Origin of the sequence: Kamptonema formosum PCC 6407 (assembly GCF_000332155.1) — a bacterium.
GTDB classification, from domain to species: Bacteria; Cyanobacteriota; Cyanobacteriia; order Cyanobacteriales; family Microcoleaceae; genus Kamptonema; species Kamptonema formosum.
Genome location: NZ_KB235904.1, coordinates 268,959 through 293,134, shown reverse-complemented (window position 1 = coordinate 293,134; position 24,176 = coordinate 268,959). Strand labels below are relative to the sequence as shown.

Annotated in this window: 26 protein-coding genes and 2 tRNA genes; 18 read left to right on the top strand and 10 right to left on the bottom strand. The window is 42.2% G+C overall.

The annotated features are described in order from the left end of the window. The first annotated feature begins 181 nt into the window (after nucleotides 1-181). Entirely contained in the window at nucleotides 182-1,075 is an 894-nt protein-coding gene (locus OSCIL6407_RS0118240; protein ID WP_007355279.1) for a phosphate/phosphite/phosphonate ABC transporter substrate-binding protein, read from the top strand. A gap of 31 nt (nucleotides 1,076-1,106) precedes the next feature. Further along, a complete protein-coding gene (locus tag OSCIL6407_RS0118235) occupies nucleotides 1,107-3,029 on the top strand; it encodes a sensor histidine kinase (protein WP_007355280.1) in 1,923 nt (640 codons plus the stop codon). Between the two features lie 39 nt (nucleotides 3,030-3,068). Here OSCIL6407_RS0118235 and OSCIL6407_RS0118230 read toward each other — a convergent pair whose 3' ends face one another. Both OSCIL6407_RS0118230 and OSCIL6407_RS0118225 read right to left on the bottom strand, forming a co-directional pair. Continuing rightward, on the bottom strand, nucleotides 3,069-4,412 hold the full coding sequence (locus OSCIL6407_RS0118230; RefSeq protein ID WP_007355281.1) for a hemolysin family protein: 1,344 nt from the start codon (nucleotides 4,410-4,412) through the stop codon (nucleotides 3,069-3,071). A gap of 95 nt (nucleotides 4,413-4,507) precedes the next feature. Then, nucleotides 4,508-5,200: a hypothetical protein gene (locus tag OSCIL6407_RS0118225; protein ID WP_007355282.1), complete on the bottom strand. Its 693-nt coding sequence runs from the start codon at nucleotides 5,198-5,200 to the stop codon at nucleotides 4,508-4,510. Nucleotides 5,201-5,370: 170 nt separating this feature from the next. On the opposite strand from OSCIL6407_RS0118225, the gene OSCIL6407_RS0118220 reads away from it, so the two are divergent. Continuing rightward, nucleotides 5,371-5,443, top strand: a tRNA-Ile gene (locus OSCIL6407_RS0118220). 223 nt (nucleotides 5,444-5,666) lie between these two features. Here the strand turns inward: OSCIL6407_RS0118220 and OSCIL6407_RS0118215 are convergent. The 4 genes from OSCIL6407_RS0118215 to OSCIL6407_RS0118205 form a co-directional block, all read right to left on the bottom strand. After that, nucleotides 5,667-6,857 (bottom strand): hypothetical protein, encoded by a 1,191-nt coding sequence (locus OSCIL6407_RS0118215; RefSeq protein WP_007355283.1) that lies wholly within the window; start codon nucleotides 6,855-6,857, stop codon nucleotides 5,667-5,669. Between the two features lie 14 nt (nucleotides 6,858-6,871). Continuing rightward, on the bottom strand, nucleotides 6,872-7,672 hold the full coding sequence (locus OSCIL6407_RS30915) for an MBOAT family O-acyltransferase (protein ID WP_234709962.1): 801 nt from the start codon (nucleotides 7,670-7,672) through the stop codon (nucleotides 6,872-6,874). Beyond that, complete coding sequence (locus OSCIL6407_RS37175) at nucleotides 7,659-7,940, bottom strand: hypothetical protein (protein WP_051045178.1); 282 nt, start codon at nucleotides 7,938-7,940, stop codon at nucleotides 7,659-7,661. The genes OSCIL6407_RS30915 and OSCIL6407_RS37175 overlap by 14 nt, the downstream gene beginning before the upstream one ends. A 191-nt stretch (nucleotides 7,941-8,131) precedes the next feature. After that, entirely contained in the window at nucleotides 8,132-8,527 is a 396-nt protein-coding gene (locus OSCIL6407_RS0118205; protein ID WP_007355285.1) for a hypothetical protein, read from the bottom strand. A gap of 90 nt (nucleotides 8,528-8,617) precedes the next feature. Here OSCIL6407_RS0118205 and pyrE point away from each other — a divergent pair, with 90 nt between their 5' ends. From pyrE to OSCIL6407_RS0118190, 4 genes are all read left to right on the top strand, one after another. Next, the gene (pyrE, locus tag OSCIL6407_RS0118200; protein ID WP_007355286.1) at nucleotides 8,618-9,220 is read left to right on the top strand and encodes an orotate phosphoribosyltransferase; all 603 of its coding nucleotides are present in this window, start codon (nucleotides 8,618-8,620) and stop codon (nucleotides 9,218-9,220) included. Between the two features lie 202 nt (nucleotides 9,221-9,422). Next, complete coding sequence (locus tag OSCIL6407_RS0118195) at nucleotides 9,423-9,755, top strand: hypothetical protein (RefSeq protein ID WP_234709951.1); 333 nt, start codon at nucleotides 9,423-9,425, stop codon at nucleotides 9,753-9,755. Further along, the gene (locus OSCIL6407_RS35455) at nucleotides 9,712-9,855 is read left to right on the top strand and encodes a hypothetical protein (RefSeq protein ID WP_007358413.1); all 144 of its coding nucleotides are present in this window, start codon (nucleotides 9,712-9,714) and stop codon (nucleotides 9,853-9,855) included. Before OSCIL6407_RS0118195 ends, OSCIL6407_RS35455 begins: the two co-directional genes overlap by 44 nt. 247 nt (nucleotides 9,856-10,102) lie before the next feature. After that, complete coding sequence (locus tag OSCIL6407_RS0118190; protein WP_007358414.1) at nucleotides 10,103-11,785, top strand: NAD(P)H-quinone oxidoreductase subunit 4; 1,683 nt, start codon at nucleotides 10,103-10,105, stop codon at nucleotides 11,783-11,785. Nucleotides 11,786-11,919: 134 nt separating this feature from the next. On the opposite strand, the gene OSCIL6407_RS37170 is transcribed toward OSCIL6407_RS0118190, so the two are convergent. Together OSCIL6407_RS37170 and OSCIL6407_RS30910 are read right to left on the bottom strand one after the other, a co-directional pair. Next, complete coding sequence (locus OSCIL6407_RS37170; RefSeq protein WP_007358415.1) at nucleotides 11,920-12,780, bottom strand: hypothetical protein; 861 nt, start codon at nucleotides 12,778-12,780, stop codon at nucleotides 11,920-11,922. Continuing rightward, nucleotides 12,695-14,599, bottom strand: coding sequence for a dynamin family protein (locus OSCIL6407_RS30910; RefSeq protein WP_007358416.1), 1,905 nt, complete (start codon nucleotides 14,597-14,599; stop codon nucleotides 12,695-12,697). Before OSCIL6407_RS30910 ends, OSCIL6407_RS37170 begins: the two co-directional genes overlap by 86 nt. Nucleotides 14,600-14,682: 83 nt before the next feature. On the opposite strand from OSCIL6407_RS30910, the gene OSCIL6407_RS0118180 reads away from it, so the two are divergent. The 8 genes from OSCIL6407_RS0118180 to alr all read left to right on the top strand — a co-directional run bounded on the left by OSCIL6407_RS0118180 (nucleotide 14,683) and on the right by alr (nucleotide 20,159). Next, the gene (locus OSCIL6407_RS0118180; protein WP_007358417.1) at nucleotides 14,683-15,975 is read left to right on the top strand and encodes a hypothetical protein; all 1,293 of its coding nucleotides are present in this window, start codon (nucleotides 14,683-14,685) and stop codon (nucleotides 15,973-15,975) included. Nucleotides 15,976-16,038: 63 nt separating this feature from the next. Next, nucleotides 16,039-16,503: a CdiA C-terminal domain-containing protein gene (locus tag OSCIL6407_RS0118175; RefSeq protein WP_007358418.1), complete on the top strand. Its 465-nt coding sequence runs from the start codon at nucleotides 16,039-16,041 to the stop codon at nucleotides 16,501-16,503. A 9-nt stretch (nucleotides 16,504-16,512) separates the two neighbouring features. Next, nucleotides 16,513-16,893: a hypothetical protein gene (locus tag OSCIL6407_RS0118170; RefSeq protein ID WP_007358419.1), complete on the top strand. Its 381-nt coding sequence runs from the start codon at nucleotides 16,513-16,515 to the stop codon at nucleotides 16,891-16,893. 28 nt (nucleotides 16,894-16,921) lie between these two features. Continuing rightward, on the top strand, nucleotides 16,922-17,332 hold the full coding sequence (locus tag OSCIL6407_RS0118165) for a hypothetical protein (RefSeq protein WP_007358420.1): 411 nt from the start codon (nucleotides 16,922-16,924) through the stop codon (nucleotides 17,330-17,332). Next, nucleotides 17,313-17,528: a DUF6883 domain-containing protein gene (locus tag OSCIL6407_RS38345; protein WP_407635894.1), complete on the top strand. Its 216-nt coding sequence runs from the start codon at nucleotides 17,313-17,315 to the stop codon at nucleotides 17,526-17,528. The genes OSCIL6407_RS0118165 and OSCIL6407_RS38345 overlap by 20 nt, the downstream gene beginning before the upstream one ends. Beyond that, the gene (locus OSCIL6407_RS0118160; protein ID WP_007358421.1) at nucleotides 17,528-17,803 is read left to right on the top strand and encodes a hypothetical protein; all 276 of its coding nucleotides are present in this window, start codon (nucleotides 17,528-17,530) and stop codon (nucleotides 17,801-17,803) included. The genes OSCIL6407_RS38345 and OSCIL6407_RS0118160 overlap by 1 nt, the downstream gene beginning before the upstream one ends. 122 nt (nucleotides 17,804-17,925) lie before the next feature. Next, the gene (locus OSCIL6407_RS0118155) at nucleotides 17,926-18,771 is read left to right on the top strand and encodes a Uma2 family endonuclease (RefSeq protein ID WP_007358422.1); all 846 of its coding nucleotides are present in this window, start codon (nucleotides 17,926-17,928) and stop codon (nucleotides 18,769-18,771) included. A gap of 161 nt (nucleotides 18,772-18,932) precedes the next feature. Next, nucleotides 18,933-20,159: an alanine racemase gene (gene alr / locus OSCIL6407_RS0118150; protein ID WP_007358423.1), complete on the top strand. Its 1,227-nt coding sequence runs from the start codon at nucleotides 18,933-18,935 to the stop codon at nucleotides 20,157-20,159. A 316-nt stretch (nucleotides 20,160-20,475) separates the two neighbouring features. Here alr and OSCIL6407_RS0118145 read toward each other — a convergent pair whose 3' ends face one another. Next, a complete protein-coding gene (locus OSCIL6407_RS0118145; RefSeq protein WP_007357408.1) occupies nucleotides 20,476-20,715 on the bottom strand; it encodes a hypothetical protein in 240 nt (79 codons plus the stop codon). Between the two features lie 399 nt (nucleotides 20,716-21,114). On the opposite strand from OSCIL6407_RS0118145, the gene OSCIL6407_RS0118140 reads away from it, so the two are divergent. The 3 genes from OSCIL6407_RS0118140 (at nucleotide 21,115) to OSCIL6407_RS0118130 (ending at nucleotide 23,009) form a co-directional block, all read left to right on the top strand. Next, nucleotides 21,115-21,930: a mechanosensitive ion channel family protein gene (locus OSCIL6407_RS0118140; protein ID WP_019487517.1), complete on the top strand. Its 816-nt coding sequence runs from the start codon at nucleotides 21,115-21,117 to the stop codon at nucleotides 21,928-21,930. Continuing rightward, a complete protein-coding gene (locus tag OSCIL6407_RS30905) occupies nucleotides 21,819-22,811 on the top strand; it encodes a patatin-like phospholipase family protein (protein ID WP_148288893.1) in 993 nt (330 codons plus the stop codon). The genes OSCIL6407_RS0118140 and OSCIL6407_RS30905 overlap by 112 nt, the downstream gene beginning before the upstream one ends. Before the next feature lie 106 nt (nucleotides 22,812-22,917). Beyond that, a tRNA-Ser gene (locus OSCIL6407_RS0118130) sits at nucleotides 22,918-23,009 on the top strand. 214 nt (nucleotides 23,010-23,223) lie between these two features. Here the strand turns inward: OSCIL6407_RS0118130 and OSCIL6407_RS0118125 are convergent. After that, nucleotides 23,224-24,159 carry a serine hydrolase gene (locus tag OSCIL6407_RS0118125; protein WP_007357411.1) on the bottom strand — a complete coding sequence of 312 codons (936 nt, stop codon included), beginning with the start codon at nucleotides 24,157-24,159 and terminating at the stop codon, nucleotides 23,224-23,226. Nucleotides 24,160-24,176 lie beyond the last annotated feature (17 nt).

Sequence of the window (24,176 nt, the reverse complement as noted above, 5' to 3'; positions counted from 1 at the left end):
AGAAGGAAGAAGGAAGAAAAATTTAGTTATCTAGGAGAGAAGGAAGAATGTTTAATTAGGGGGATTTACTTAATAGAAATTTAACCAGTAGATAAATCGCTCTTAATGAAAGCTGAGACTAAATAGCTTATGATAGTATTATGTTAGCAATTTTAAACTGCCACTAAAATCCCTAAAAATTATGAAGCGGCGGCACTTTCTTGAGTTGTCCCTATTATTTGTAGCAAGCTGCTCTACAACAGTAAATCAAGCAAACAGCAGTTTTTCCAATTTAACTATAAATGAACCAGAAACCCTCAAGTTTGCCGTAACAGATATTCAGGGTATTGAAGATTTGCAGCAAAATTATGAGTTTTTTCGGAAGGTTCTTGGAGAAATTTTGGAAAAAAAGATTGAATTTTTCCCAGTTGATAACTATATAGCCGCAGCAGTCTCTCTCCAGTCTGGGGAACTCAAATTAGCTCTAACGGGGCCATCAGAATATACTATCATCCGAGCCAGAACAAATGCCGTTCCCATCATCGCCATTACCCGCCCTGATTATCACTCAATTATTCTTGTTCCTACTAATAGCAAGATTAAATCAGCCGATCAATTGAAAGGTAAAACAATAGCTATGTGGGAAGTAGGTTCAACAGGTGGTCATTTAGGGCCTACTAAAATCTTACTCGATGCTGGCTTAAATCCCCAATCCGATTTCAAAATCTCAATGTTGGGAAAAAATGGTTTGCAGGCTCTTAAAAAAGACCAAGTTGATGCCTTAGCAATTGGTTTGAATAGATACAATGATTTACTCAAAAAAGACAATTTATCTGCAAAGGATTTTCGGATTATTGCCACAGGCCAACCCTTACCTAATGACTTGATTGTTGCTAGTAGTAATCTGCCTAATACCCTTGTTGAAAAAATCCGCGATCGCATGGTAGAAAATCAAGAGCGACTAATTGATGCAATTTTACTTGGGAAAGCTAATGATAAGTATCAAGGAGCTAAATTAGTACCAGCAAACGACAGTGATTATAACATGATTCGCGAAGTTTATAAAGCGATTGGTCAGGGAAATGTTTTTCAATAAAAAGTTCATGAATTTCAACCTTTAGGCAGTTATGCAGAAATTTGAAAGAGGGGAGAGTCTGTCTACACTCAACAACGTTACCATAAATAGAGTAAATAAAAAAGCAGTTGCTAGTGAGAGCAATCACGATCGCAAAAATCGCAGTACAAAAACTCCTTTCACTACCATTAACCGCTTCATTTCTCGTTTAAGTATTGCCAAAAAAATTAATTATGGCTACTCCCTAGCAATTGGAGTCGCTGTACTAGGAACAACAGCGGGAATGAGCGTCGGAGACTATTACCAAAGACAAGCTTTCCACGCTTTGAATTTTGCCGACGAGCAACAACATCTACTTAAGGATTTAGAATATTCTGTACAATCAGTACAGTCACATCCTAAACGGCTAATCTCTGTATTAGGAGATTCAATTTGGTTTGAATATGAAACTGCTAAATTCTTGAGAGATGTGGAGGGAGTTAACAAAATTATTGCTGAACTAGAATCTTTTGGCAAAGAAAATTCCAGAGGTTTAGCAGTAAACTCTACTGAATTAAAGGAGCTATTAAACGGTTACAAAACGACGACTGACTCCTACGCTCAGCTCATCAAGTCTTTTTGGCAGCAAATAGCTCCCTCCTCACTAAAACTAAAGGAAGTTAAAGATGCACAGCAACAAGTATTAGATTTAATCAGAGGAGATAAAGCAGTTAAGCTCGATGTTAAGTTCGAGCGGCTTTCTGAAAGTTTGAGCCTAACTACACAAATAGCAAAGGCAGAGCAACAGCAAGCTTATATTAATTTTAATATAGCCGAGCAATTGCGACTACAAATCATCGTAGTGAGTATGTCAGTGTCAGTCGCAACTGCTATTTTTCTCGCTATCTGCACAAGTCGTGCGATTGCGATTCCTCTCCAAGCTGTAACCAGTATTGCTAAAAATATTACTCAGCAAGCAAATTTTAATTTACAAGCACCAGTAACAACTGAAGATGAAGTTGGAACACTGGCAAAATCTATTAATCAATTAGTTAAATGGGTAGCAGAATATACCGATGAATTAGAGTTGGCTCGCCAAACTTTGGAAGAGCGGGTACAGGAAAGAACAGAAGAACTTACAGAAGCACTTCACAAACTTAAACACACCCAAACTCAGTTAATTCAAACTGAAAAGATGTCAAGTTTGGGCCAGATGGTGGGAGGTGTAGCCCATGAAATTAACAACCCTATTAACTTTATTTACGGCAATCTGGAACACGCCAACCAGTATATTATAGATTTAGTGAATTTAGTTCGTCTCTATCAGCAGGAATACCCCCAACCTACAGAAATTATTGCCGAAGAAATAGAAGCAATAGAGTTAGACTTTATCACTGAAGATTTACTTAAAATGCTTGAATCTATGAAAATAGGTTCCGATCGCATCCGGCAAATAGTTTTGTCTTTACGAAACTTCTCCCGCTTAGATGAAGCTCAAATGAAATTAGTTGATATCCATGAGGGGATTGACAATACACTGCTGATTCTGAATAGTAGGCTTAAGGGTAAAATTGAAGTTATTAAAAATTATGGGCAATTACCACAAATAGAGTGTTATCCGGCACAATTAAATCAAGTATTTATGAATATTCTCGTAAATGCCATTGATGCCCTAGAAGAAGGGGAGGAAAAGAATTCTCTAAAAGGTAAAAGCTCTCAGATTTTGATTCAAACACAAAAGCTGGAATCTGGCAATATTAGGGTGCGGATTTGTGATAATGGCCCTGGGATTTCACCCGCAATTCAAAGTAAACTATTTGACCCATTTTTTACAACTAAGGAACCGGGAAAAGGCACTGGTATAGGACTAGCAATTTGCTACCAAATCATTGAAAAACATCATGGCAAAATTGAAGCGATCTCTTCGCCGGGAACGGGAGCAGAATTTGCGATTGTACTCCCCGCTATAGCAACCGCCAAGGCGGTTAGGGGCTAGGGGCTAGGGGCTAGGGGCTAGGGGAAGAAGGGAATAGAATCAACTATCCAATATCCGAATCCGAATTTGGTCTAAGCGTGCTCCAGAAGCAGAAATTACAGTAAATTCCAGATTTCCATAGACAAATATTTCCCCAAGAGCGGGAATAATTTGTAACTCATGGATCAGAAAACCTCCCAGAGTTTCGTATTCATCAGCGAGGGGCAAATTGAAATTCAATATTTCATTAACAGATTCTAATTCTAACTGTGCCTGCACTAAAAAAGTCCGGTCATCTAACATTTGCAGATCTACTTCTTCCATGTCTGCTGATTCGCGACTTTCGCCGATAATTTCTGCAATCAAATCCTTAAGAGTAACTAACCCAGATGTTCCGCCATATTCATTAACTACGATCGCCATTTCTTCGGGCGATCGCTGCATTAAAGGTAACAATTCACTCAAAAGCATCACCTCCGGCACAAACCTAATTGGACGAATCCAAGGGTCAATTAACGTCTGGGGGGAAAGCAAACCTTGAGCTAGGGGTTTAGCTAGTTGCTTGAAGTCAACAAGGCCAACAATCTCGTCTAAAGATTCCCCAAAAGCAGGATAGCGGGAATGTCCAGAAATAGCTATTTCATCTAGCAGCATTTGAAAGGTAGCAGTTCTAGGAATTGCCGCAATGCTAGTACGAGTAGTCATCACTTCTTCGACTGAAACCGCTCCAAATTCAAAAACATTATTGAGTAGTTCTCGCTCCTGGGCCTGCAAACCAGTTGACTCAGTGGAGGTAGCAATTATGAGCTGCAATTCTTGCGAAGTAACTGGTCGATGCGGAACGCCGTATTCCATGCCCAGCACGCGCAGTAACCAGCGGGTAGATTGGTTGAGAATCCAAATAAACGGGTTAAAAAAACGAGCGATCGCTAAACTGGGAGGCCCTAAAACCTTCGCTAACTGTTCTGAATGCAACAAAGCTATCGATTTTGGTAGGAGCTCTCCCAGGACAATTTGCAAATAAGCCAGGAGGAAAAAAGTTAATATTGATATACCCAGAGAATGAGCGATCGCCTCGCTAATATTCGCTGGTAGCGGCAAGTAAGCCAAAAACCTTCGCACCAGAATCGCCATCGTCCCCTCGCCAATCCAGCCGAGAGCCAAACTAGACAGGGTAATTCCTAACTGTGTAGTCGAGAGCAGACGTTCGATTCTGCGCTGCAAATGCTGCACAGTCTGAGCTTCTAAATCGCCCACCGCAGCTAAATGATTGATATGCGATCGCCGTACCGAGACAATTGAAAACTCCGCCGTGACAAAAAAAGCATTAATAGCAATCAGCAGTAAAACTGCCAGCAGCCGTAACAGCGCATCTGTCCAAGTAAGGGCAGGTAAGCTAGGCATTCCTAGCACCGCCTTCGACAACCACAACAGGGGCAACCATCTTCGATCTTCTTAATCAAGTTTGAAAATACTATGACCGCTCATTGAGAACAACTTTATTTCGGGATTGAAATCCCCGATATCTGTAGCTGGAGTTTTTGATTAGGATAATCCGTCAGCGTCAGCGAAAGTTGTTTTGCATTGTCCAGCAAAGCTGTGGGAATACTCACCGTCCCGTAAAACACCTGCCCATTAGGTGGCAATTCCCCTGGTAAATCTTCAGCACTAGCACTCAGGGCTCGATTTTGGTCGTCGGTGACATTCAAGAAACTATAGAGAAAGCGGACAGATTGCGAGCCTTCGTTCTTCATGCTTACATCCAGCAGCAGAGAACTGCCGCGTTCGCGAATGGAACTCACCTCCAGCGTTACCCCCCCGTCGCGACTATTAATCGGAAACTTCGTCTTGGCATTCTCCTGTTTAACGGGTTTTTTCGCCTGGGCAGATTTAGCCGTCGCCTTGTTTGCATCCGCATTGCCCTTAGCAGCCCCCTTCTCCACATCACGGCCTTCCATCCGTGCTTTGACAGCTTTGAGAATATCCTTCTCGTTCAGTATAGATACTTCCTCGCGGGGATTTGAACTACCCTTGGTGCCACCCGCGTTGTTACCGGGGCGGACATCTGGTTGAGTAATTCCTTTCAAAGCTTGGCGACCTACGGTAAAACCCCATGAAGCACTCGTCAAACCGGCTCCAAACATGAGGGTGAGTAGAATTAAGGTCAGAACTACGGTTGAATTCAATGCCATTGCCTGTAAAGTTATGCCAAATCGCCCTGAAAACTGCTATTTACTACAGATACCTGTAGCTCGCAGCGATGCCAAATCAACCTGCGGCCGATTGGCGATTTATATTTCAGTTATCTAGTTTTAGCACGGACTGGCAAATTGTGTTATTATCTGATATCATCTAAGGTAAAGCGCCTTTGGCCGATTGGGGAGGCAGCGAGCTCATAATTCGCTTTCAGACTGGTTCGATTCCAGTAGGGCGCACTTAATATCAACCGCCTTGGCGGTTTAAGAGGGGCTAGGGGCTAGGGGCTAGGGGCTAGGGTAAGATGGGGAAGAAGGGGCTAGGGGCTAGGGGCTAGGGGCTAGGGTAAGAAGGGAAGATGGGGAAGAAGGGAAGATGGGGAAGATGGTAATAGAATCAGCGACTTTGGTGGAATTGAGAATGTCCTAGCTGCCTTGGCGACTGCTATATATCCAACCCTGCTTACTTTAAAAAGTTCTCTACACCGTTGCAAAACTCGCAATTCGGGTTAGGCTCTAAGTTTTTCACAAGTTGCACCGTATCCGGGTTATTTTTCGCCCAAAGTTCGCGATCGCTCCGAATTTTAGCGAGCTGAGCTTCAACATTGTCTGCTGTCAGCAACACCCCAAAATCTCTAGGCTGAGTTTCTTCTCGGTATTGGAAAATCCTATTTATTACCAAATCTCCCACTTCTTTGCGGTAATGGGAACTTTCTATATAATTTTTCATATTATTACTAATAGCTTCAGTTGTAATACTATTGTAACCAGAAAAATCCCAGACGGGAGCCATTGCCACTATTCGGCGCTTCCACTCTTCAAAAACTGGCCAAAAACCCGCATCCCGAATAACTTCCCATTCAGTAGCATGACAAGGTGAAATGAACAATTCTAATTTAATACCCCGTTGCCGACAAATATCTATCATACTTTTTAAATCATTCATATTTGATTCTGAAAGTTTGTAAGTCTGATAAAATTCTGGTCGAGTCCGAAAAGCCTTTAATACTTCCACAAAAATTATTTCTTGGGGGTGATTGTGATAAGTTTCACGAATAAAATAAGGAGTATCCCGCATCCCATTGGGGTAAAAATGACCTGTCGCATTAGGCTCATTTCTATTGCGAATTATTGTCAGCTTACTAGATATCAAAGCATCTAAAGAAAAAAGAACTTCCCACGCATCTTGGAAACTAATGCTAGTTTTCTCTAGGCGATTTTCCCGGAAACTAGGAGTCAGCTTCCCCAATTGATTAAACATAAAAAAATCCAGACCTAAAACAACCAACTTTAAATCTGGTTGATTAGCGATCGCGTGTTGCAAATAGCGCTTAGCTTCATAGATATTTCCCCCAGTAATTCCCAGATTATAGACTGGTTGGTAATTCTCCAAAGCCGGATGATTTGGATCTAAACCAACTTCAGCTCTAGAAGAGCCTAAAAAAACAGATTTGGGGGTGAGTTTAGTTATAGCAAGAGCTTTAAATAATCTGACGTGATTGTGATTTTCTGATTTTACCTTATTGAAACCAACAATACTTAAATTGCCCATCACACCATAGGGATCGACCAAAAAATTAAAGGCTCCAACTAACCCCATTAAGAAGAATACAACTGCCAGAAAACTAAAAATATAGCGGCGGTAAGATTTCATGATTTTAGCTCACCTTAAAATTGAAAGTACAGAAACTCAGAGACGCGATTTAGAGAAATTAAACAGAAAACTGCTAAACTAGCTGTCACTACGATCCATATCTGTGTTGGCTTAAACCGCTGCATAAACTGTTGCGTATTTGGTAATAGGGTAACGCACAGCAATAGTCCAATCAATACAATTGCTGTATTTCGCAAACCCAAGCTAGGCAGATATCCTAGTTCTTTAAACTGCACTCCTAGCGGAGTTAAAAAATTGAGTTGGGATTCAAAAGAAGTTGGCAATATAAAGCCTTTCATTCCTACCAGTGCCTTCAAAATTTCTTTGGCAGTGTGAATATTATGAGCGCGAAATAGTACCCAACTAGCTACAACAGCTAAAAAAGTCAGCGTCCAACATAGCAATTTTGGCAAAGAAATATTCAGCTTGCGCCATAGTTGATGAATTACCAAAAATAACCCGTGTATTCCTCCCCATAATACAAAAGTCCAGCCAGCACCGTGCCATAGTCCACCTAACAGCATAGTTATCATCAGATTAACATAGCGGCGAATTTCACCTTGGCGATTACCACCTAAAGGGATGTACAAATAATCACGGAGGAAATTAGAAAGGGTAATGTGCCACCGTCGCCAAAAGTCAGTAATAGAGGTAGATTTATAGGGAGAGTTAAAGTTATAAGGTAGAGGAATATTAAACATCCATCCCAAGCCAACTGCCATATCTGAGTAGCCAGAAAAATCAAAGTAAAGTTGTAATGTATAACTAAGCGATCCTGTCCAAGCTTCGAGGAAACTGACATCACTTGGCCAAATTCAAAATAATGCCAACCCAGAGTAGAGTTTTGGCACGCTGACGATTGGACAGGCTTCGCTGGATTTCTTCACCTATATAATAGTTAGCGCCCACAGAAATAAGCATGATGGGCAGATAGGAAATATTCCAGTAAGCGTAAAAGAACAGAGAAGCGAAGGCTAGCCACCAAATCGCCCCTTTGATTAAATGAAACTTGCAGAGAGAAAAAAATACAATGATAGTAATTGGTAAAAAGCCAAAGATAAATACGTAAGAGTTGAAAAGCATAGTAGATACACTAATGGCTAATGGCTAATGGCTAATTCCTAATTGGGGAAAAATTCTCCTCCTCTCCCCCAGCCTCCCTCTTCCTTCTTCCTTCTTCCTTCTTCCTTCTACTATAAAATCCAGCAGGATGCACTCTGGGAAACAGGACATCCTGGCTGAATTGAGAGTTATAGCAACCTTAGACCTAATATTTAACGTGCGATCGTTGGGTCTGATGGTAGCCCTAGCAAGGATGTATTAAAGGGATTGAGGGCATCTGGGACGCGAATAATTGGATCGCTAGAGACTTGCTGTTGCAGCATTTCTCGGTAGAGTCCGTGAATTTGGCTAGAATCCCGCTCAAGTTGCTTTTCAGGAAAACCAATAATTCCAGTGGGTGAACCGATGCCTAAAAGGTCATTTGTGTATCCTTGAAAGCTGACACTTTGGAAAAAGTCTCCAGAACTTTCAAAGAAACGCCGATTAAATTCATCGGAAACTGGATGATATCCAAAGGGTTCTGCTTGAGCGATTTTTACAGATCCTAATATGGTAGAAACGATCGCGATCGCCAACACACCACTAAGGCTTTTTAACTTTTGGGGCATGATCTTAAGCCTCAAGATTAATTCAGATTCTAATATAGACTGATTATCGGCTATTTATTTACTTCGTCAACTTTGTTTGCTTTTGCCGTTATGGATGAAACTTTGTCTCCGACTGGGTTAGCTGTCTCTTTAGCTACTACTGATTTAACAAGTCTACGCGAACAGCTTCTAGATTTGCTGTGCGAGTTTGCCTACCGCGAAGGGGACTTTATACTCTCTTCTGGTCAGCAAAGTTCTTATTATATCAACTGTAAGCCTGTGACGCTTCATCCTCAAGGTGCTTTGGCTGTGGGTCGTTTGCTGCTGTCGGCGTTACCAGCAAATACTGATGCTGTGGCGGGTTTGACTTTGGGTGCTGACCCAATTGTATCGGCTGTGAGTGTGGTTTCGGCTTATGAAAATCGACCGATTCCGGCGTTGATCGTGCGGAAGGAGTCGAAAGGACATGGGACGATGGCTTATATTGAGGGGCCGGTGTTGCAGGAAGGCGCTAAGGTTGTGGTTTTGGAAGATGTGGTGACAACTGGCGGATCGGCGATGAAGGCGGTTGAACGCTTGCGGGGTGCGGGTTATCAGGTGGAGTGGGTAATTTCGTTGATCGATCGCGAACAAGGAGGCGAACAGTTGTATCGGGAGGCGGGTTTGAAGTTTAAGGCGTTGTTTACGATCGCAGATCTTCAAAAGTGGCTCTGAGGCTAGGGGCTAGGGGCTAGGGAAAGAGGGGGAGCAGGGGAGCGGGGGAGCAGGGGAGATGGGGAAGATGGGGAGGTAAATCCACCCATTCTCCCCAATTAGCAATTAGCAATTAGCAATTAGCAATTAGCAATTAGCCATTACCAATTACCAATTACCAATCCCTTTAAGTGTCAGCGATTCCTCACAGAAAAGTTAAAAAATGTATTATAAACTACAGAATATTATCAAATTCATAGATATTAGAGTAAAATTTAACAAAGAAGCAATATTTAAGATGGGGTCATTTATGAATATAAATACAGATACAGACTGGGAAGAAGCATTTGAGTATCGAGCAGGCTTAACAGTGGAATTGAAATCCCAGCCAGGGATTCTGCATACGATCGCTTACTATGAAGTGATGATGGTACCGCCGATCTGGTTAGAAAACGATCCTCTTCCCCGGTATGCTCACGAACTGCGAGTTGTGTTGCAGCCAAAAGTATCTAATGTTTGCCGAATTTCAGAGTGTCGGATTTTACTCGCCTCCTAAATTTACTGATAGAGAAAAAAAGAGCGATCGCACTTTAGCGATCGTGGCAGTGCAGTTGTTACAGTTAGCGATCGCACTGTTTGCAGACAAAGCCGCCTAAAAGTAAGGCTTCTAATGCACGACTTACGCACCTAACCAAAGAAACCGGGTTTTTTGACGAAAATACTTCGTTTTTACCCACAGATGCTCTAAAAAACCCGGTTTCTGGAGCCCTGAGCGTAAGTCCTATAATGTTTTGCCTTCTGCAATCAGCCCTGTTTTGCAAAAAAAAGAAACATTTATAAAAAAATTGTTACAAATATTCGTATAATAACCTCATCCACAGCTAAGTATTTTTTCTCATTGCCATGATCGAGGCTCAATTTCCCTGGCTGACAACAATTATCCTACTTCCCCTCCTTGCTGCTGCCGTTATCCCTCTGCTACCCGATAAAGATGGTAAGCAAGTGCGGTGGTATGCCTTGGGAGTAGCAGTTGCCGACTTTGTTCTCATGTCCTATGTTTTTTGGAAACATTACGACCCCAATCTCAATACATTTCAACTCGTAGAAACCTACTCTTGGATACCTCAGTTAGGTCTATCCTGGTCAGTTTCAGTAGATGGGCTCTCATTCCCGCTGGTACTTCTAGCTGGATTAGTGACAACACTCTCGATTTTTGCAGCGTGGGAAGTCGATCGCAAACCCCGGCTGTTCTATTTCCTAATGTTATTGATGTACGCAGCGCAGATTGGGGTCTTCGTTGCCCAGGATGTACTGCTGCTATTCATCATGTGGGAACTAGAACTGATTCCCGTCTACCTCCTGATCTCGATTTGGGGCGGTAAAAACCGTCAGTACGCTGCTACAAAATTTTTGATATACACCGCTGCTGCATCTATATTTATTCTCGTAGCTGGCCTAGCAATGGCATTCTACGGCGGTGGTAACATCACCTTCGATATCGTCGAACTAGGTCTGAAAAATTATCCCCTTGGTTTAGAATTGGTGCTTTACGCCGGATTGCTAATTGCCTTTGGCGTTAAACTGGCGATTTTCCCCCTCCACACCTGGCTACCTGATGCTCACGGTGAAGCTTCTTCTCCCGTATCGATGATTTTGGCAGGCGTACTGCTGAAAATGGGCGGATACGGACTGATTCGCTTAAATTTACAACTTCTACCAGATGCTCATGTTTATTTTGCACCGATTCTAGCAATGCTAGGCGTGATCAATATTATCTATGGCGCGTTTAACTCCTTTGCCCAAGACAATATGAAGCGCCGCCTAGCCTACTCGTCAGTCTCTCACATGGGATTCGTGTTGTTAGGTATTGCATCCTTCACTGACTTGGGAATCAATGGCGCACTATTGCAAATGCTTTCTCACGGTTTAATCGCCTCCGTGTTGTTCTTCCTAGCAGGCGTAACTTATGACCGTACCCATACAATGGCATTAGCAGAAATGGGCGATCTTGGTAAAGTGATGCCTAAAGTATTTGCCTTGTTTACCATAGGTGTGATGGCATCTGTAGCTCTTCCCGGTATGAGTGGTTTTGCTAGCGAACTCTCTGTTTTTGTTGGCGTTGCTACCAGCGATATGTATAGCACAACTTTCCGAGGTGTCACCGTATTTTTAGCTGCTGTAGGACTGATTCTAACGCCGATTTATTTGCTATCAATGTTACGGCAGTTATTCTATTCTGGTGTTGCGCCTACCTGTGACCTTGATGGTAATTTGAAAGATACGGGAGAACTGGAAGCGGCTTGTTTTGGTAATAGTTGCGTCTTGCCTGGGGATGCCGTTTTTAGCGATGCTAGACCTCGCGAAGTGTTTATCGCTGCGTGTTTCTTGATACCAATTATCGGTATCGGTTTCTATCCTAAAATGGCTACACAGGTTTACGATGTAACGACTGTAGCGGTGAATGCTGAAGTCCGCCAATCGTATATCCAAATTGCTCAACAGAATCCTCGGATATATGCCAAGAGTATCTTGGCTCCTAAAATCGCAGAGTCTAAGGCAGGCTCGGTTGCAGGGATATTTAAGTAATAGTAAATCTGGCTTAAAGATCCTTGATTTCTTAGTCCGCCCTTTACTGCGTTCTGCAAGTAAACTAGGGCGGACTTTGTTTTACTTTACTAATCTCCTTGAGTGGATCGTATCTTTGTTAACTATTAGGTAATTTAATTGAATATTGTTTCCATTTGATTTCGGATATCTTCGAGTTCGCGACGTTTATCAGTAAGTAAAACTTTTTCAGATTCGCATTGTTTTTGAGTTTGTTGATCGCGTCTTTGCTGCTGTTCTAATAAATTTTCGCACAGCGAGATAGCTTTTGACATAACATCACTATTAGCCTCAACGCGCTCATCAAATACTGCAATAATTCTTTCTTGTATCTTATCAAGAATAGACTGTGAAGATGCGTCGAACTTCTGAAACCCTAAGTTACAGATTTTTTGCTTAATCTGAAAGTGAATTCCATCAACATCTAGCAATCCCGCCCCAAAAGAGCCAGTCGCAGCCGCCGCTAACCCAGCCAAAATCAGTGTAATCATACCAACTCCTGTAAATGCCAACAATCCAGCAACCACCGCCCCACCAAGGCCTAAACCACCAATAAAACCTCCAGCACCTCCAGTATCTGAGTTGATTGATGAAGCGATACCTAATCCATCTGTGCCAATTCCACCCAGACTCCCTAAGTTAGGTAAGTTATTGAATTGAGTAACAAGGCTCGTGCTAAATCGCTGGTCAAAAACGCGAAAATCTTGACGAATTGCTTCGAGATCCTCGTTAATTTGGGCATCTAAAACTCCCATATTTTTTTTCACGATTGGCCAGAGTTTTTGATCAGCCCAATCATCTATTTCTTTGGTAATAGCTACTACAAATTGATTACCGTAATCTTTAGCTAATTTGTCTTTACTCCAAATGTGCGAATGTTCAGAAGTCCAGTTAGCACTTTGTGAAATAATCCGTTTTTCCAATCCTTCCACCCATTGATTCCAAGACTCCAGAGTTTCTTCTAAAGATTGATCCATCAATATTTCCCGCTAAAAGTTTGATTTTCACATCGCGACCGCTAACTTCTGCCATTTGTTCAAATATTTTCGGATTATCTTCTTGAGAAATCGTCAATTTACCTTCTAATATTTTCTGCCCTTGATTCAATTCCTCGCAGCTAGTTTCAAGGATTTGTTTAATTCCGGCGGCTAATTGTTGAACTGCGATCGCGCCTCGTTCAACTGTTAAAAACTTTTCGAGAGATTTGGTAAAATCCTGAAAAGATTTTACATACTCATTTTCTGTCCCATATAAAATAGCATCAAGTTCTGTCCCAGATAAAATAGCATCAAGGGCTGATTGAGCCGAAATAAAATGAATCCGGTTTTCACCAGCAATTACATTTTGACTTTGAACAATTGTTTCTACCCTTTGTCTTACTTGCTTTCGACTTTCTTCTCGACGTAGCAAATCCGCAAAATTAACTACAACAAAAATACTTTTTGCTGGTTCATTATCATTGCCGGGATTTAACTCTTTTTTCAAATACAAAAGTAGTTCCCGCTCTTTTTCTGTCAAAGCATTTTGAGCGTGAGTTAAAAAAATCACTGCATCAGTTGTTTTGAGAACCTGTTGGGTAACTAATGTGCGTTCGGCTTGTTCATTTAATCCGGGAGAATCAATAATTTCTACACCATTGGTACACAATTCAAGATTCGGATGCTCAAAAACGATTTCTTGAAGTTCTGAACTAGCAATTTCATCCCCAACCGAACCTAAAGCCGCTTCCTCAGAAATTGAAGCTTTATCTTTATATTGCTGCGGTGAAATTTCTTCCTCTCGTCCATTTTTATATTTACAGATCACTCGCTGCTTTGAGCCGTATTTCAAAACCGTTACCGTACCACTACAGGGAATATCTCGGACTGGTTGAATTTCCTCACCCAACAAAGCATTAAGTAAAGTGGATTTGCCTTTGCTAAATTCACCAACAACAGCAACACGAAAACGTTGAGATTGCAATTTGCGAGAAATTTTTGTTGTCTCTTCAGTTAAATTAGCTGATATAATGTTGCGATCGCTGCCATCTCGTAGAGTTGAAAATAGTTTGCCACAAACCTTGTCTAGTTGTTGCCTAGACTCCTGAAACTTTTTCAATTCTTGATATGAGGAAACTGAATGCTTTTGATTATTTTGATGTTTTGGTTCTGGTGCTTGTTCAACAATTCGCGCTGAATTAGCTTGAGTATTTTGCTGTTTCTGTTTGCCTGGTAAATGTTGGATAATATGAGTAGCAGCACGGACAAATAAAGCATCCAAAGATTGAAACTGGGCTGGATCGAGTAACGAGTTTATTTCTGCTAAAGCTGCTGCCTCGTTTACTGCTTGATTACTAAAACTTGCTTCTAAAACAGTCAAAAATCGCCCATCAACTCCGAGGCGGTTGCCAATAATTTTTAAATATTCTTTTTCACGATTGTCGATTCTACCGTCTGCGGCTGACATTTGATATGCAAAGCTAATTAGCAACAGTTTTTCTGCCTCAGAAAAACACCTTGTCAGTCCTAGCGATTCTTCAACTTTTGTGTAAATTTGCTGCTCTTGCACGCCCTTAACGATTAGCTTTGCAAATTGTTGCAAACTGTTATTAGCGGGGATAAGTTCTGTTAAAGTTTTATCTAGTCGCTGCGTTTCTTCAGTGCTAACCGTACCGTCGGCATGGATGACTCCCAGCAACACCATGATCAACGCCACCAGGAAGAGAATAGGGGGACTGAGATCCTCTTTACGGAGTTTTTGCCCTGTGAGGCGTGAAACCAGCTCAATTGTTTGGGAACTAATTAGCAAAGTATTCATTTGCAGCGCCTAATGAAATTTTTTTTATTCAATGTATCATAATAGATCAGTTATGCTGTGAGATGCTACGAGGGTAAAAATTTATGATGAATTTTGTATTTCCCGCAGCGATACAGGCTGGGATAGAGGCTGGCAAATACGTACAAGCATTTAGCTCTGCTGGAGTACCTATTGGCATGGCGAGAGATGCAGTGACGGGACAGTGGGCTGGTCATGCCATTGGCGCGGTCGTCAACAACAGCCCGCTATCACCGTTTGTGTCGCCGTTGCAGCTTGCTATGGGCGGCTTGCAGATGCACCAAACGCACAAAGGCTTTCAAGCTATGCAGATGGGCTTTCAAGCTGTCCAAGATAGTTTGGGCGTATTGCAAGCGACTACAGCAATCATTGGTGTAGGAACTGTGGCTGGGGTAGCCTTATCAGCGGTGAATTTGCACCAGACATTGAAACTTAAAAAAGCAGTTGAGAGGCTGGAAGTTAAAGTAGAAAACGGTTTTATCAATTTAGAACAACTTTTAAAAGGTCAAGGGACGGAAATTAAGCAGTTAATTTCCCAGATGGTTCAAGAGATGAAATTTGAGAATCATCGTTTAATTTTAGTTCGAGCTTATGGATTATTTAATCAAGCAATTCAACGAATGCAGTCCGCATTACAATTGCAAGATATTAATCGCCGCAATGCTGAAATTGATGCAGCGCGAGGGATGTTATTTGAAGCTTTAGCAGATTACAGAAATCCGCATTTATTACAAGAAACTTGTGCAGCAGGACAGTTGCGACGGTTCGAGTGCAGTTGGGCAATTGAACAGAGTATTATTGGGACTTATCAGGTACAAAATGAGTTGGCGGCGGCGAGCGATCGCATTTCTCAGCTTCAACAACAAATCCGTCAAGATGGCTTAACAGTAATTGCTGGCTGCGACTGTGACGACGAATTAGATTTCCTGTTTCCTGAAATCACGCGGATTCACAATCACGATTTAGCCGCATTAGACACTTGGGGAAATCATATTGAATGGATAAAGTCTTTGCCACCAAGTGAATTAAAACAGTTACAAAGTGCTGATTTGAGTAAATCCAACTTAGCTGTTATTGGAGAGAAGAATTCATCCACAACAGCTTTAGCTATAACGGATGAACAGTTATTTTATGAAAATTTGAAACCTAAGTCTCATTTTTATTCTCTTCGCACTCAACTCGAATTAATGCTGGCTCCGCAGCAGCGTCAAGAGTACGAAGATTATATTATTGAGCAAGGGAACATAGCGGGTCATAAAAGTTTAGTATCGTCGAATTTGGAAAAAACGTCTGATTTGGCTGTAGCTAATCTCTTTTACTATTTCAAAGTTCGAGATGAGTCAGAAGAGGAACTATAATTAGATTTCAAGGGAAGTCCAACTGCTACTCTTGGTCAAGACTAATGTTGACTGAAGTAAGTTGTGGTAAAATCTAATATAATAGAATCTCAAACCCACACCAAACCTTTAGCGAATGATAGAGTGTCTAATGGCCTGAATCAAAATCAAATAGATGAATCAGAAAAAACTTTTTCACCTCAAGAAAAAGCCGTTGCTAATTTATTGGCTAGTAAAGGTAAAACAGTTAAATCTTTGCTAGAAACCAATCAAGGACGCACTGCGGATGCTGAAGTCGATAGCATTCCTACTGAGTTTAAAAGCCTCGTTATGGGCGCTACGAATAGCACAGTTAAGAATCAAATTAATAGCTCTATTCGGCGTGGTGGGCAAGCTCGGCATATAATTATTGATGCTAGGGGTTCTGGTTTAACAGAAGCCGAAGCTAATTTAGGTTTACAACGCGCTAAAAATATTAGTAGAGGTAAACTTGATAGTGTCCGCATTCTTGGTGATGGTTTCGATCTAATTTCTACGGACTTTCAATAGGAGTTGTTTATGTCTAAAACAATTGACATTTTTGTTGATTATCCTGGTCAAATTGAACATTTGGTCAAAGAGTTAGAACTCTTACTATCTCATTCACTTACTCATAAATATGATAATTATGAGTCATGGTATGAGTTTCAAAATCAAACAATTGTTGTAACTTTGAGTAACCATGATTTTGAGGACGATCGCGACTTAAGATTTTCTGATTATCCATATCAAATATCAATTCGAGCTATTAATATTCCAGCCGAAATGGAACGACAAAAAGTATGCGAAGATTTTACAAAGATGATTTGGCAACAGCTAAAAACGCAGAAATATCATCTAATCTTAGTAGAAGACTTACAGATAAAATTGGATAGTTTTGTTCCTTTAGTTACTACTTAACGTTAGAACGGAAAAATAGGAGAAAATTATGCAAATTAGCGAACCAATGATTAGATACCATCTGCATGATATTTTACTAAGTTGGTTTAATAGCAACGACTTACCCCCTGATGATATTACTGGTTATTACAAATATGTCTTAGAAATGCAAAAAGGTGCGGTTAAACATGGCGATATGGATGTTCTCAAATTAGCATTTGAGTATATCCTTTCCCAACCGGAATTTGACTGTACTAGATTAAATGAAAGCGACTATCCTTATGAGAATGAAGAAATCAGAGAAATAATTTTTTATGCTTGGCAAACTCTCTGGCCTAATGATACAAACGTTTTTATCAAAGAGCCTATAGATATTGAGTTAGTAACGATACCAATTCAGGAATGGTGGGGGAGTCGGTTCCAAGAAACAACTAAATCCGATCGCTCAGTCTCAGTTTGATCGATTACTAATTAAGCTACCATTTATACCAGCAACATTAGACAAAAATAGTGAATATGGTATAAGATTTGAGGTAAAGGTTCCTATTCAAGGCCCTAATGGTCGGCGCGGTATTTTACTTACTAAATGGCAAATGGAACAAGGTCAATCACGCCTAATTACTAATTGGTTAAAAGTCAATAAAGGAGATAACTAATGAAAGCGCAAATTGACGATGAAATCAAAACTTTAACTGATATTGCATCAACTTGGGACGATCGAGTTTTTCCTAAAGGAATTACTGGTGTAATAGTTGAATGTTATCAAACTCCAGAAGAAGGTTATGCGGTTGATTTGGCAATTCCCGATCCCACTTTAGTCGGAGAATTTGATTATGAAAACATTATTTTAAAATCGGAACAATTTGAGGTAATTACATCAGCTAATCCTGAGAAAAAAGGACTAATAGAAGGTTGGTTACTTGCTAACTAAATGGAAGCGTTGTATTAAGACGGACAAGGTATTAGTTTAGATGGATATATCGCCTTGGCTCATTTTATACTAAACTAAAAGTGTTTTATCCTTCATCTAAGCTGCAATACTTGAGAGGTAACATGACCCAGGCAGCCGAAAAAACTTTCCTTCCCCCTCCTTTCCCCGACCACACTCAACTGCCAGAGGAAGACGGCACTTTTGTGAAAAATTTTCAGGAGCATCCCCAAAGCATTATTTTGACTGATTCTATCGGCCCCCTGTTGCAGAAGCTTCATCCCGATGGGCAGTATGCTATTGGTCAAGACTGTGGCATTTACTGGCGAGAAACTGACCCCCTGGAAAAGGGCGCAGAAGCTCCAGACTGGTTTTATGTCCCTAATGTGCCACCACTGTTAGATGGTCAAATTCGCCGCTCTTATGTGCTGTGGCGGGAGTTTCTAGCACCGACGATCGCGTTAGAGTTCGCATCAGGAGATGGTTCCGAAGAGCGAGACACAACGCCGCTATCCTACTCAGAAGTGGGTGAAGTGCAAAGACCTGGCAAGTTTTGGGTTTATGAGCGGATCATGCGGATTCCGTATTATGGCATCTATGAGATCCGTAGTGGCAAGCTGGAAGTGTACAACCTGATTAATGGGTTTTATCAGCAGTTGGTTCCCAACTCGCGCGGCCATTATGCGATCGCGCCCATTAACTTAGAGTTAGGACTGTGGCAAGGTAGCTATCAAAATCAGACAATGCTATGGTTGCGGTGGTGGGACAGCGAGGGTAATTTGCTGCTGACAGGTGCAGAAAGAGCTGCTGTCGAACAGGAACGAGCTGCTGTGGCAGAGGAGGCTTTGAGTGCAGAAGCGCGATCGCGACGGGCTGCTATCCCTCGGTTATTAGCAATGGGATTGAATACAGAGCAAGTAGCAGAAGCGCTAAGTTTATCAGTAGAGGAAGTTAGCCAGTATTCATTGTAAGGGCCCAGAAACCGGGTTTTTTTACGAAAATACTTCGTTAGAACATCGCAGATTTGGTAAAAAACCCGGTTTCTTTGGTCATTGTCTTATTCAGCTATCCCGATTAATCTTTATGCCTATAGTCTTGTTAATGGTCTAAGTTTAAGTAGGAGTAAATCGCAATGTTAAGTAGGGAAGAAAACCCGATCGCAACATCGACACAAGCAAACCCCCAGACGATGCGATGGGATGCCTACGGTGGACTTTGCCAACGAGCTTGGGTAGAAATTGATTTAGCCGCTTTAGCCCACAACGTGCGCCAGCTTAAGCTTTCATTATCCCCCAAAACGGCTCTGATGACTGTGGTCAAGGCAGATGCTTACGGTCACGGTGCGGTGACGGTTGCTCAAACGGCTTTAGAGGCGGGTGCTAGTTGGCTGGGAGTGGCGACGATTCCAGAAGGGATAGAATTGCGCGATCGCGGCATCAACGCACCAATTTTGATTTTAGGGGCAACTCACACGCCGGAACAAGTAGAAGCGATCGCACATTGGCAATTACAACCTACCATCTGCACTCCCAAGCAAGCCCTAGTTTTTTCAGAAGTGCTCGGCACTCTTAACAAATCTTTGTCCGTTCACGTCAAACTGGATACAGGAATGTCACGGTTAGGATCTCCTTGGCAACAAGCTGCTGAGTTTGTACAATTAGTGGCGCGATCGCCAAATTTAGAATTAGCCAGCATCTATTCTCACCTAGCTACGGCTGATAGTCCAGACTTCACAGTAATGAAACAACAGCAGCAGCGATTTGAAGGTGCGATCGCCAACTGCGAAATACAGAACTCAGAACTATTCCTAAATCCAAAATCTAGCCCTCGTTTGCACTTAGCAAATTCAGCCGCCGCCTTAGCTGACAAGAGCTTACACTATGACATGGTGCGAGTCGGTTTAGCTACTTACGGCTTATATCCAGCACCACATTTGCAGTCAGTTATTGATTTAAAGCCTGTAATGCAAGTAAAAGCAAAAGTAACGCAAGTCAAAACAATTGCAGCGGGAACTGGTGTTAGCTACGGCTATAAATTTATAGCTGATCGTGAAATGCGCTTAGCAGTAATTGGCATTGGCTACGCTGATGGAATCCCCCGCAATTTATCAAATAAAATGAAGGTTTTAGTCAGGGGTCAATGGGTGTCGCAAGTGGGAGCGATTACAATGGATCAAATCATGCTAGATGTAACTTCTATTCCCGATTTAGAAGTTGGCGAAGTCGTGACGCTGTTAGGTAAGGATGGGGAAAATAAAATTTCTGCTGATGATTGGGCCGCAGAATTAGGTACAATTTCCTGGGAAATTCTCTGTAGTTTTAAACACCGTCTTCCTCGTATAGCTGTTGATAATGGTTAATTGTTAGTTGTTAGTTGTTAGTTGTTGGTTGTTGGTTGTTATACCAATTCTCCAAATTATTCAGGACTTACGCATCCAACCAAAGAAACCGGGTTTTTTACGAAAATACTTCGTTATGACCCCCAGATTCTCTCAAAAACCCGGTTTCTGGAGCCATGAGTGTAAGTCCTAATGGCTAATGGCTAATGGCTAATGGCTAATGGCTAATTGCTAATTGCTAATTGCTAATGGAAAAATTTTCTCCCCTGCTCCCCTGCTCCCCTGCTCCCCCTCTCTTTCCCTAGCCCCTAGCCCCTAGCCCCTAGCCCCTAGTTATTTATTCCTCATCCCATAATTCTTGTGTATAACCAAGTTCGAGCGCCGCATTTTTCTCAGCATCGGTTAAATCTTCCCAGTATCGATCGTTAGACTCAGGAGGGTCAGTCTCTTCTTCCCAACTATCCTCATCCCAACCTAGCACCGTCCAGCGTTTTTGCTCAGCGCTGTTCATATCTGTCCAACTCAAATCATCCCACGCTGAACTCGGATCGCCTTGAACGTCACGAATAGTTGCCATTGATTACCTCTTAAAATTTATGAAAGTTTATCCTAGTCAGGACTGAAACAATGGGTGGCCCAAACAGCCAATGATTCATTAGGAGCATACTGCCTCACGAACAATTCTGACTTGGGACTTATACCAGCAGTGTAATATTCTAACGGGACTTAAACCAAATTATCTAGTATCCCTGCTTAAGTTATGACAAAGAGACTGATAGCAGATTGCAGGTTTATGAAGTACAGTACAAAAATCGGGAATCGAGACAGGTAGCCAATCAGCACCGCTCCTACAAAAATCTTTTTTTGTACTTCACCTACCAGCAAAAGAAATTAAATACTAAAATCGCTTAATATTGCGATCGCAACCACTAAGCCACAACCAACAACCAACTACTAACCACCAACAAATTTCTATATGACAGCCATCAGGTCATCTATAACTATTGCTCAATCTTCACTAACATCGCTAGATCCTGAGAAATTCCAGACTTTGCAAGTAGCCATAGAATTCTGGAAAAAAATACTAGAACTAGGGTTTCAAATAGTCCCTCAAGTTCTCTGGGCAATTGGTATTTTATTGATTGCACGGTTTGCTAGTGGTATCGCTGGTCGCTTTACTCGTCGCGCCTTGGGCCGTACAGAGCCCACCCTGCGAAAATTCCTAATACAAGCCGCTGAGATTGTGATTTTTGTCGTGGGTGCGGTGGCGGCCCTCAATAAGTTGGGAATTCAGACTGCTAGCTTAGTGGCGGTGGTAGGGGCTGCGGGTTTGGCGATCGGTTTAGCATGGCAAAATACCCTATCTCACTTCGCTGCGGGGGTGATGCTGATTAGTTTGCGGCCCTTTGAAGTCGGAGATTTTATTGAAGGAGGAAACGTAGCGGGGGTAGTGGACAGTATTGGTATTTTTTCCACGACCCTAGTAACAGCAGATCATGTAAAAATTACAGTACCTAATAGTCAGCTATTTAACGGTACGCTGAAAAATACGACGGCTATGGGGACAAGACGGGTTGATATTGAGGTGAATATTGGCGATCGCGCCGTTGGCCCGACTATTGCTCAGTTTTTGGAAGTGGCTTCATCTCATCCGCTAGTTTTAGATGAGCCAGAGCCGACTTGTCTAGTGACATCTATCTCCAACGATGCCACAGTATTAAATTTACGGCCTTGGTGTGCGGCGGTGGCTTACGAACAAGTGCGATCGCAAGTCCAGCAACGGACGAGTTAGAGAAGATTTTAGGGGAATTAGACTACAACGATAAATTCCTCACCAAGAAAACTAGCCCCCTGATTTGGAATGGCGATCCGGCCGATGACTTACACTTTCCAGTGGGGATGATCGCTTTGCTGACTATCTCTCGCCAAATGGGAGAGTATTCTTCTGAGCCTTTTCGTAATTGGTTGCAAGAAACTCTCAGCGTTGGCAATCTCAGAACCTTTGCAGATGTGAAGCTTAAGGGTCGCGGTCGCGAGTTGAAGGTAGTTGTTTCTGATATTAGTCGGGGGGAGATGTTGGTGTTACCCGATGACTTGCAGCGCCGCGATCCGCCTGGATACGATAGTTTGTATGAGCTAATGCAACTTGTGAATGCTGAAGATTTTAGCGTTGCTGAGGCTGTGCGACTGTCGATGAGCATTCCGCTGTTTTTTGAGCCCGGAAAGCTAGCCAATAATTTGATTGTGGATGGGGGAATTTTGAGCAATTTTCCCTTATGGATTTATGACCGCGAACCGGGTGTGAATTTACAGCCGCCTCGCTGGTTTACTTTTGGCTTTCGATTGCTTGACAAGGGAATTGAAGATCAAGTCAGTGTCAACGGCCCCTTGAGTCTATTGTCAGCGGTGTTCAGAACCATGATGAATGCTAGAGATCGTTACCATCAACGGGAGATGGATAAGGGTCGGGTGATTAATATTGATGTGACTGAAGCGAAGGTGACGGCGACGGACTTCAACCTCAGCGTTGACCGCAAGGCTCAACTCTATCGATTGGGATACGAGTACACTAAAAAGTTCTTCCTGAATCCAGTTTGGAGTTGGGAAAAGCATCTAATCGCTAGAGGTTTTGGGGCTGTGGCAAATTCTGGGGATGGCCCGATGATTCCCTAGTGGCTGCGAAAAGGCTGCAATGTCTTGTTTTACAAGGGGTTCAAATTTTTTTTACCGAAGTGGATGCAAAAGGAAAATTATGTGTTATGATGAGAGTCGCTCGTCGGGAGAGGTGGCTGAGTGGTCGAAAGCGGCAGATTGCTAATCTGTTGATAGGCAGGTAACTCCTATCCGAGGGTTCGAATCCCTCCCTCTCCGTTTTATAGCTAGGGGCTAGGGGCTAGGGGCTAGGGGCTAGGGAAAGAAGGGAAGAGAGTTAATGGTTTAAGCCATGAGCGAGTGTCCTAACCGTTGTGGCGGTTGCTATATAAATTAAAAATTAAAAATGTGAGGAATATAGGGTGGGCGCTAAACCGCGATCGTATTTCATGCGATTAGATAATAGCAGCGCCCACCTTGCAATTAAAATAACTTATAAACTTTTCATGGCTTCTACAAATTGCGCTGAAACAAAGGGTAAAATTTCCTCATTCTTACTATTTGCCTTTCCTTCAGTAAATACGATTAGCAAATAAGGCTGTAAGTTGGGTAATTCAATATAAGCTGCATCATGACGAACTGTGCTCGTAAGACCAGCTTTTGACCACAAATTCGCATTTAGGGGAAGTCCGCCACCTAAGAAACCTGTCACCTGATTTTCGGGATCTGCGGCTAAGTCTGCCGGATCTAGCGATCGCTTCATCAAAGCCATCATTGCTTGTGAAACCTTAGAAGACACAGCCACTCCCCCAATAATACTATGTACCAAACGCGCTGCTGCATTAGTTGTCAGCATATTGCGATTTTCCATTAATTCTCCCAAAAAAGCTCGTTCCCGACCGTAAGGGCCATCACACCATGTTTTTTGATTGACATTAATCGTTTCTAATTCTTCCCAGTTGAGAGACTGGAAATAACGGTTGACAATATTGCGCTGTTTTTGCCAAGTTTCAAAAGGGCCTGGCGGCAATTCTGGGCCGCTAGTAGTGCCCGTAAGAACATCTAATACCAGACTTGTAGCATCATTGCTGGAATCAACTATCATATCTCGGATAGCGCGATTTAACTCTGATGTTATTTGCACCATGCCTTTTTCCAACCATTCGTAAATAGCTACGAGGTAAAATAGTTTAACAACGCTGGCTGGGTAAATGCGATCGTTGCCGCGATCGCTAAAACCTCGTACTTGATATTTCCAGAATTCGGCTGGACTTAGGGCTCCACCTGTATTTACTATCACAGGAGGATCGTAAACTATCCAAGTAACGGCTATGCGATCGACAGCCAATTCGGGAAATTTTGCCCTAGTTGTCTCTACAATCTTATTGCCAAGCGTTTCTAATTGTTCGTCTTTGTGGAAAAATGTCATAGAAGAAGGGGCTAGGG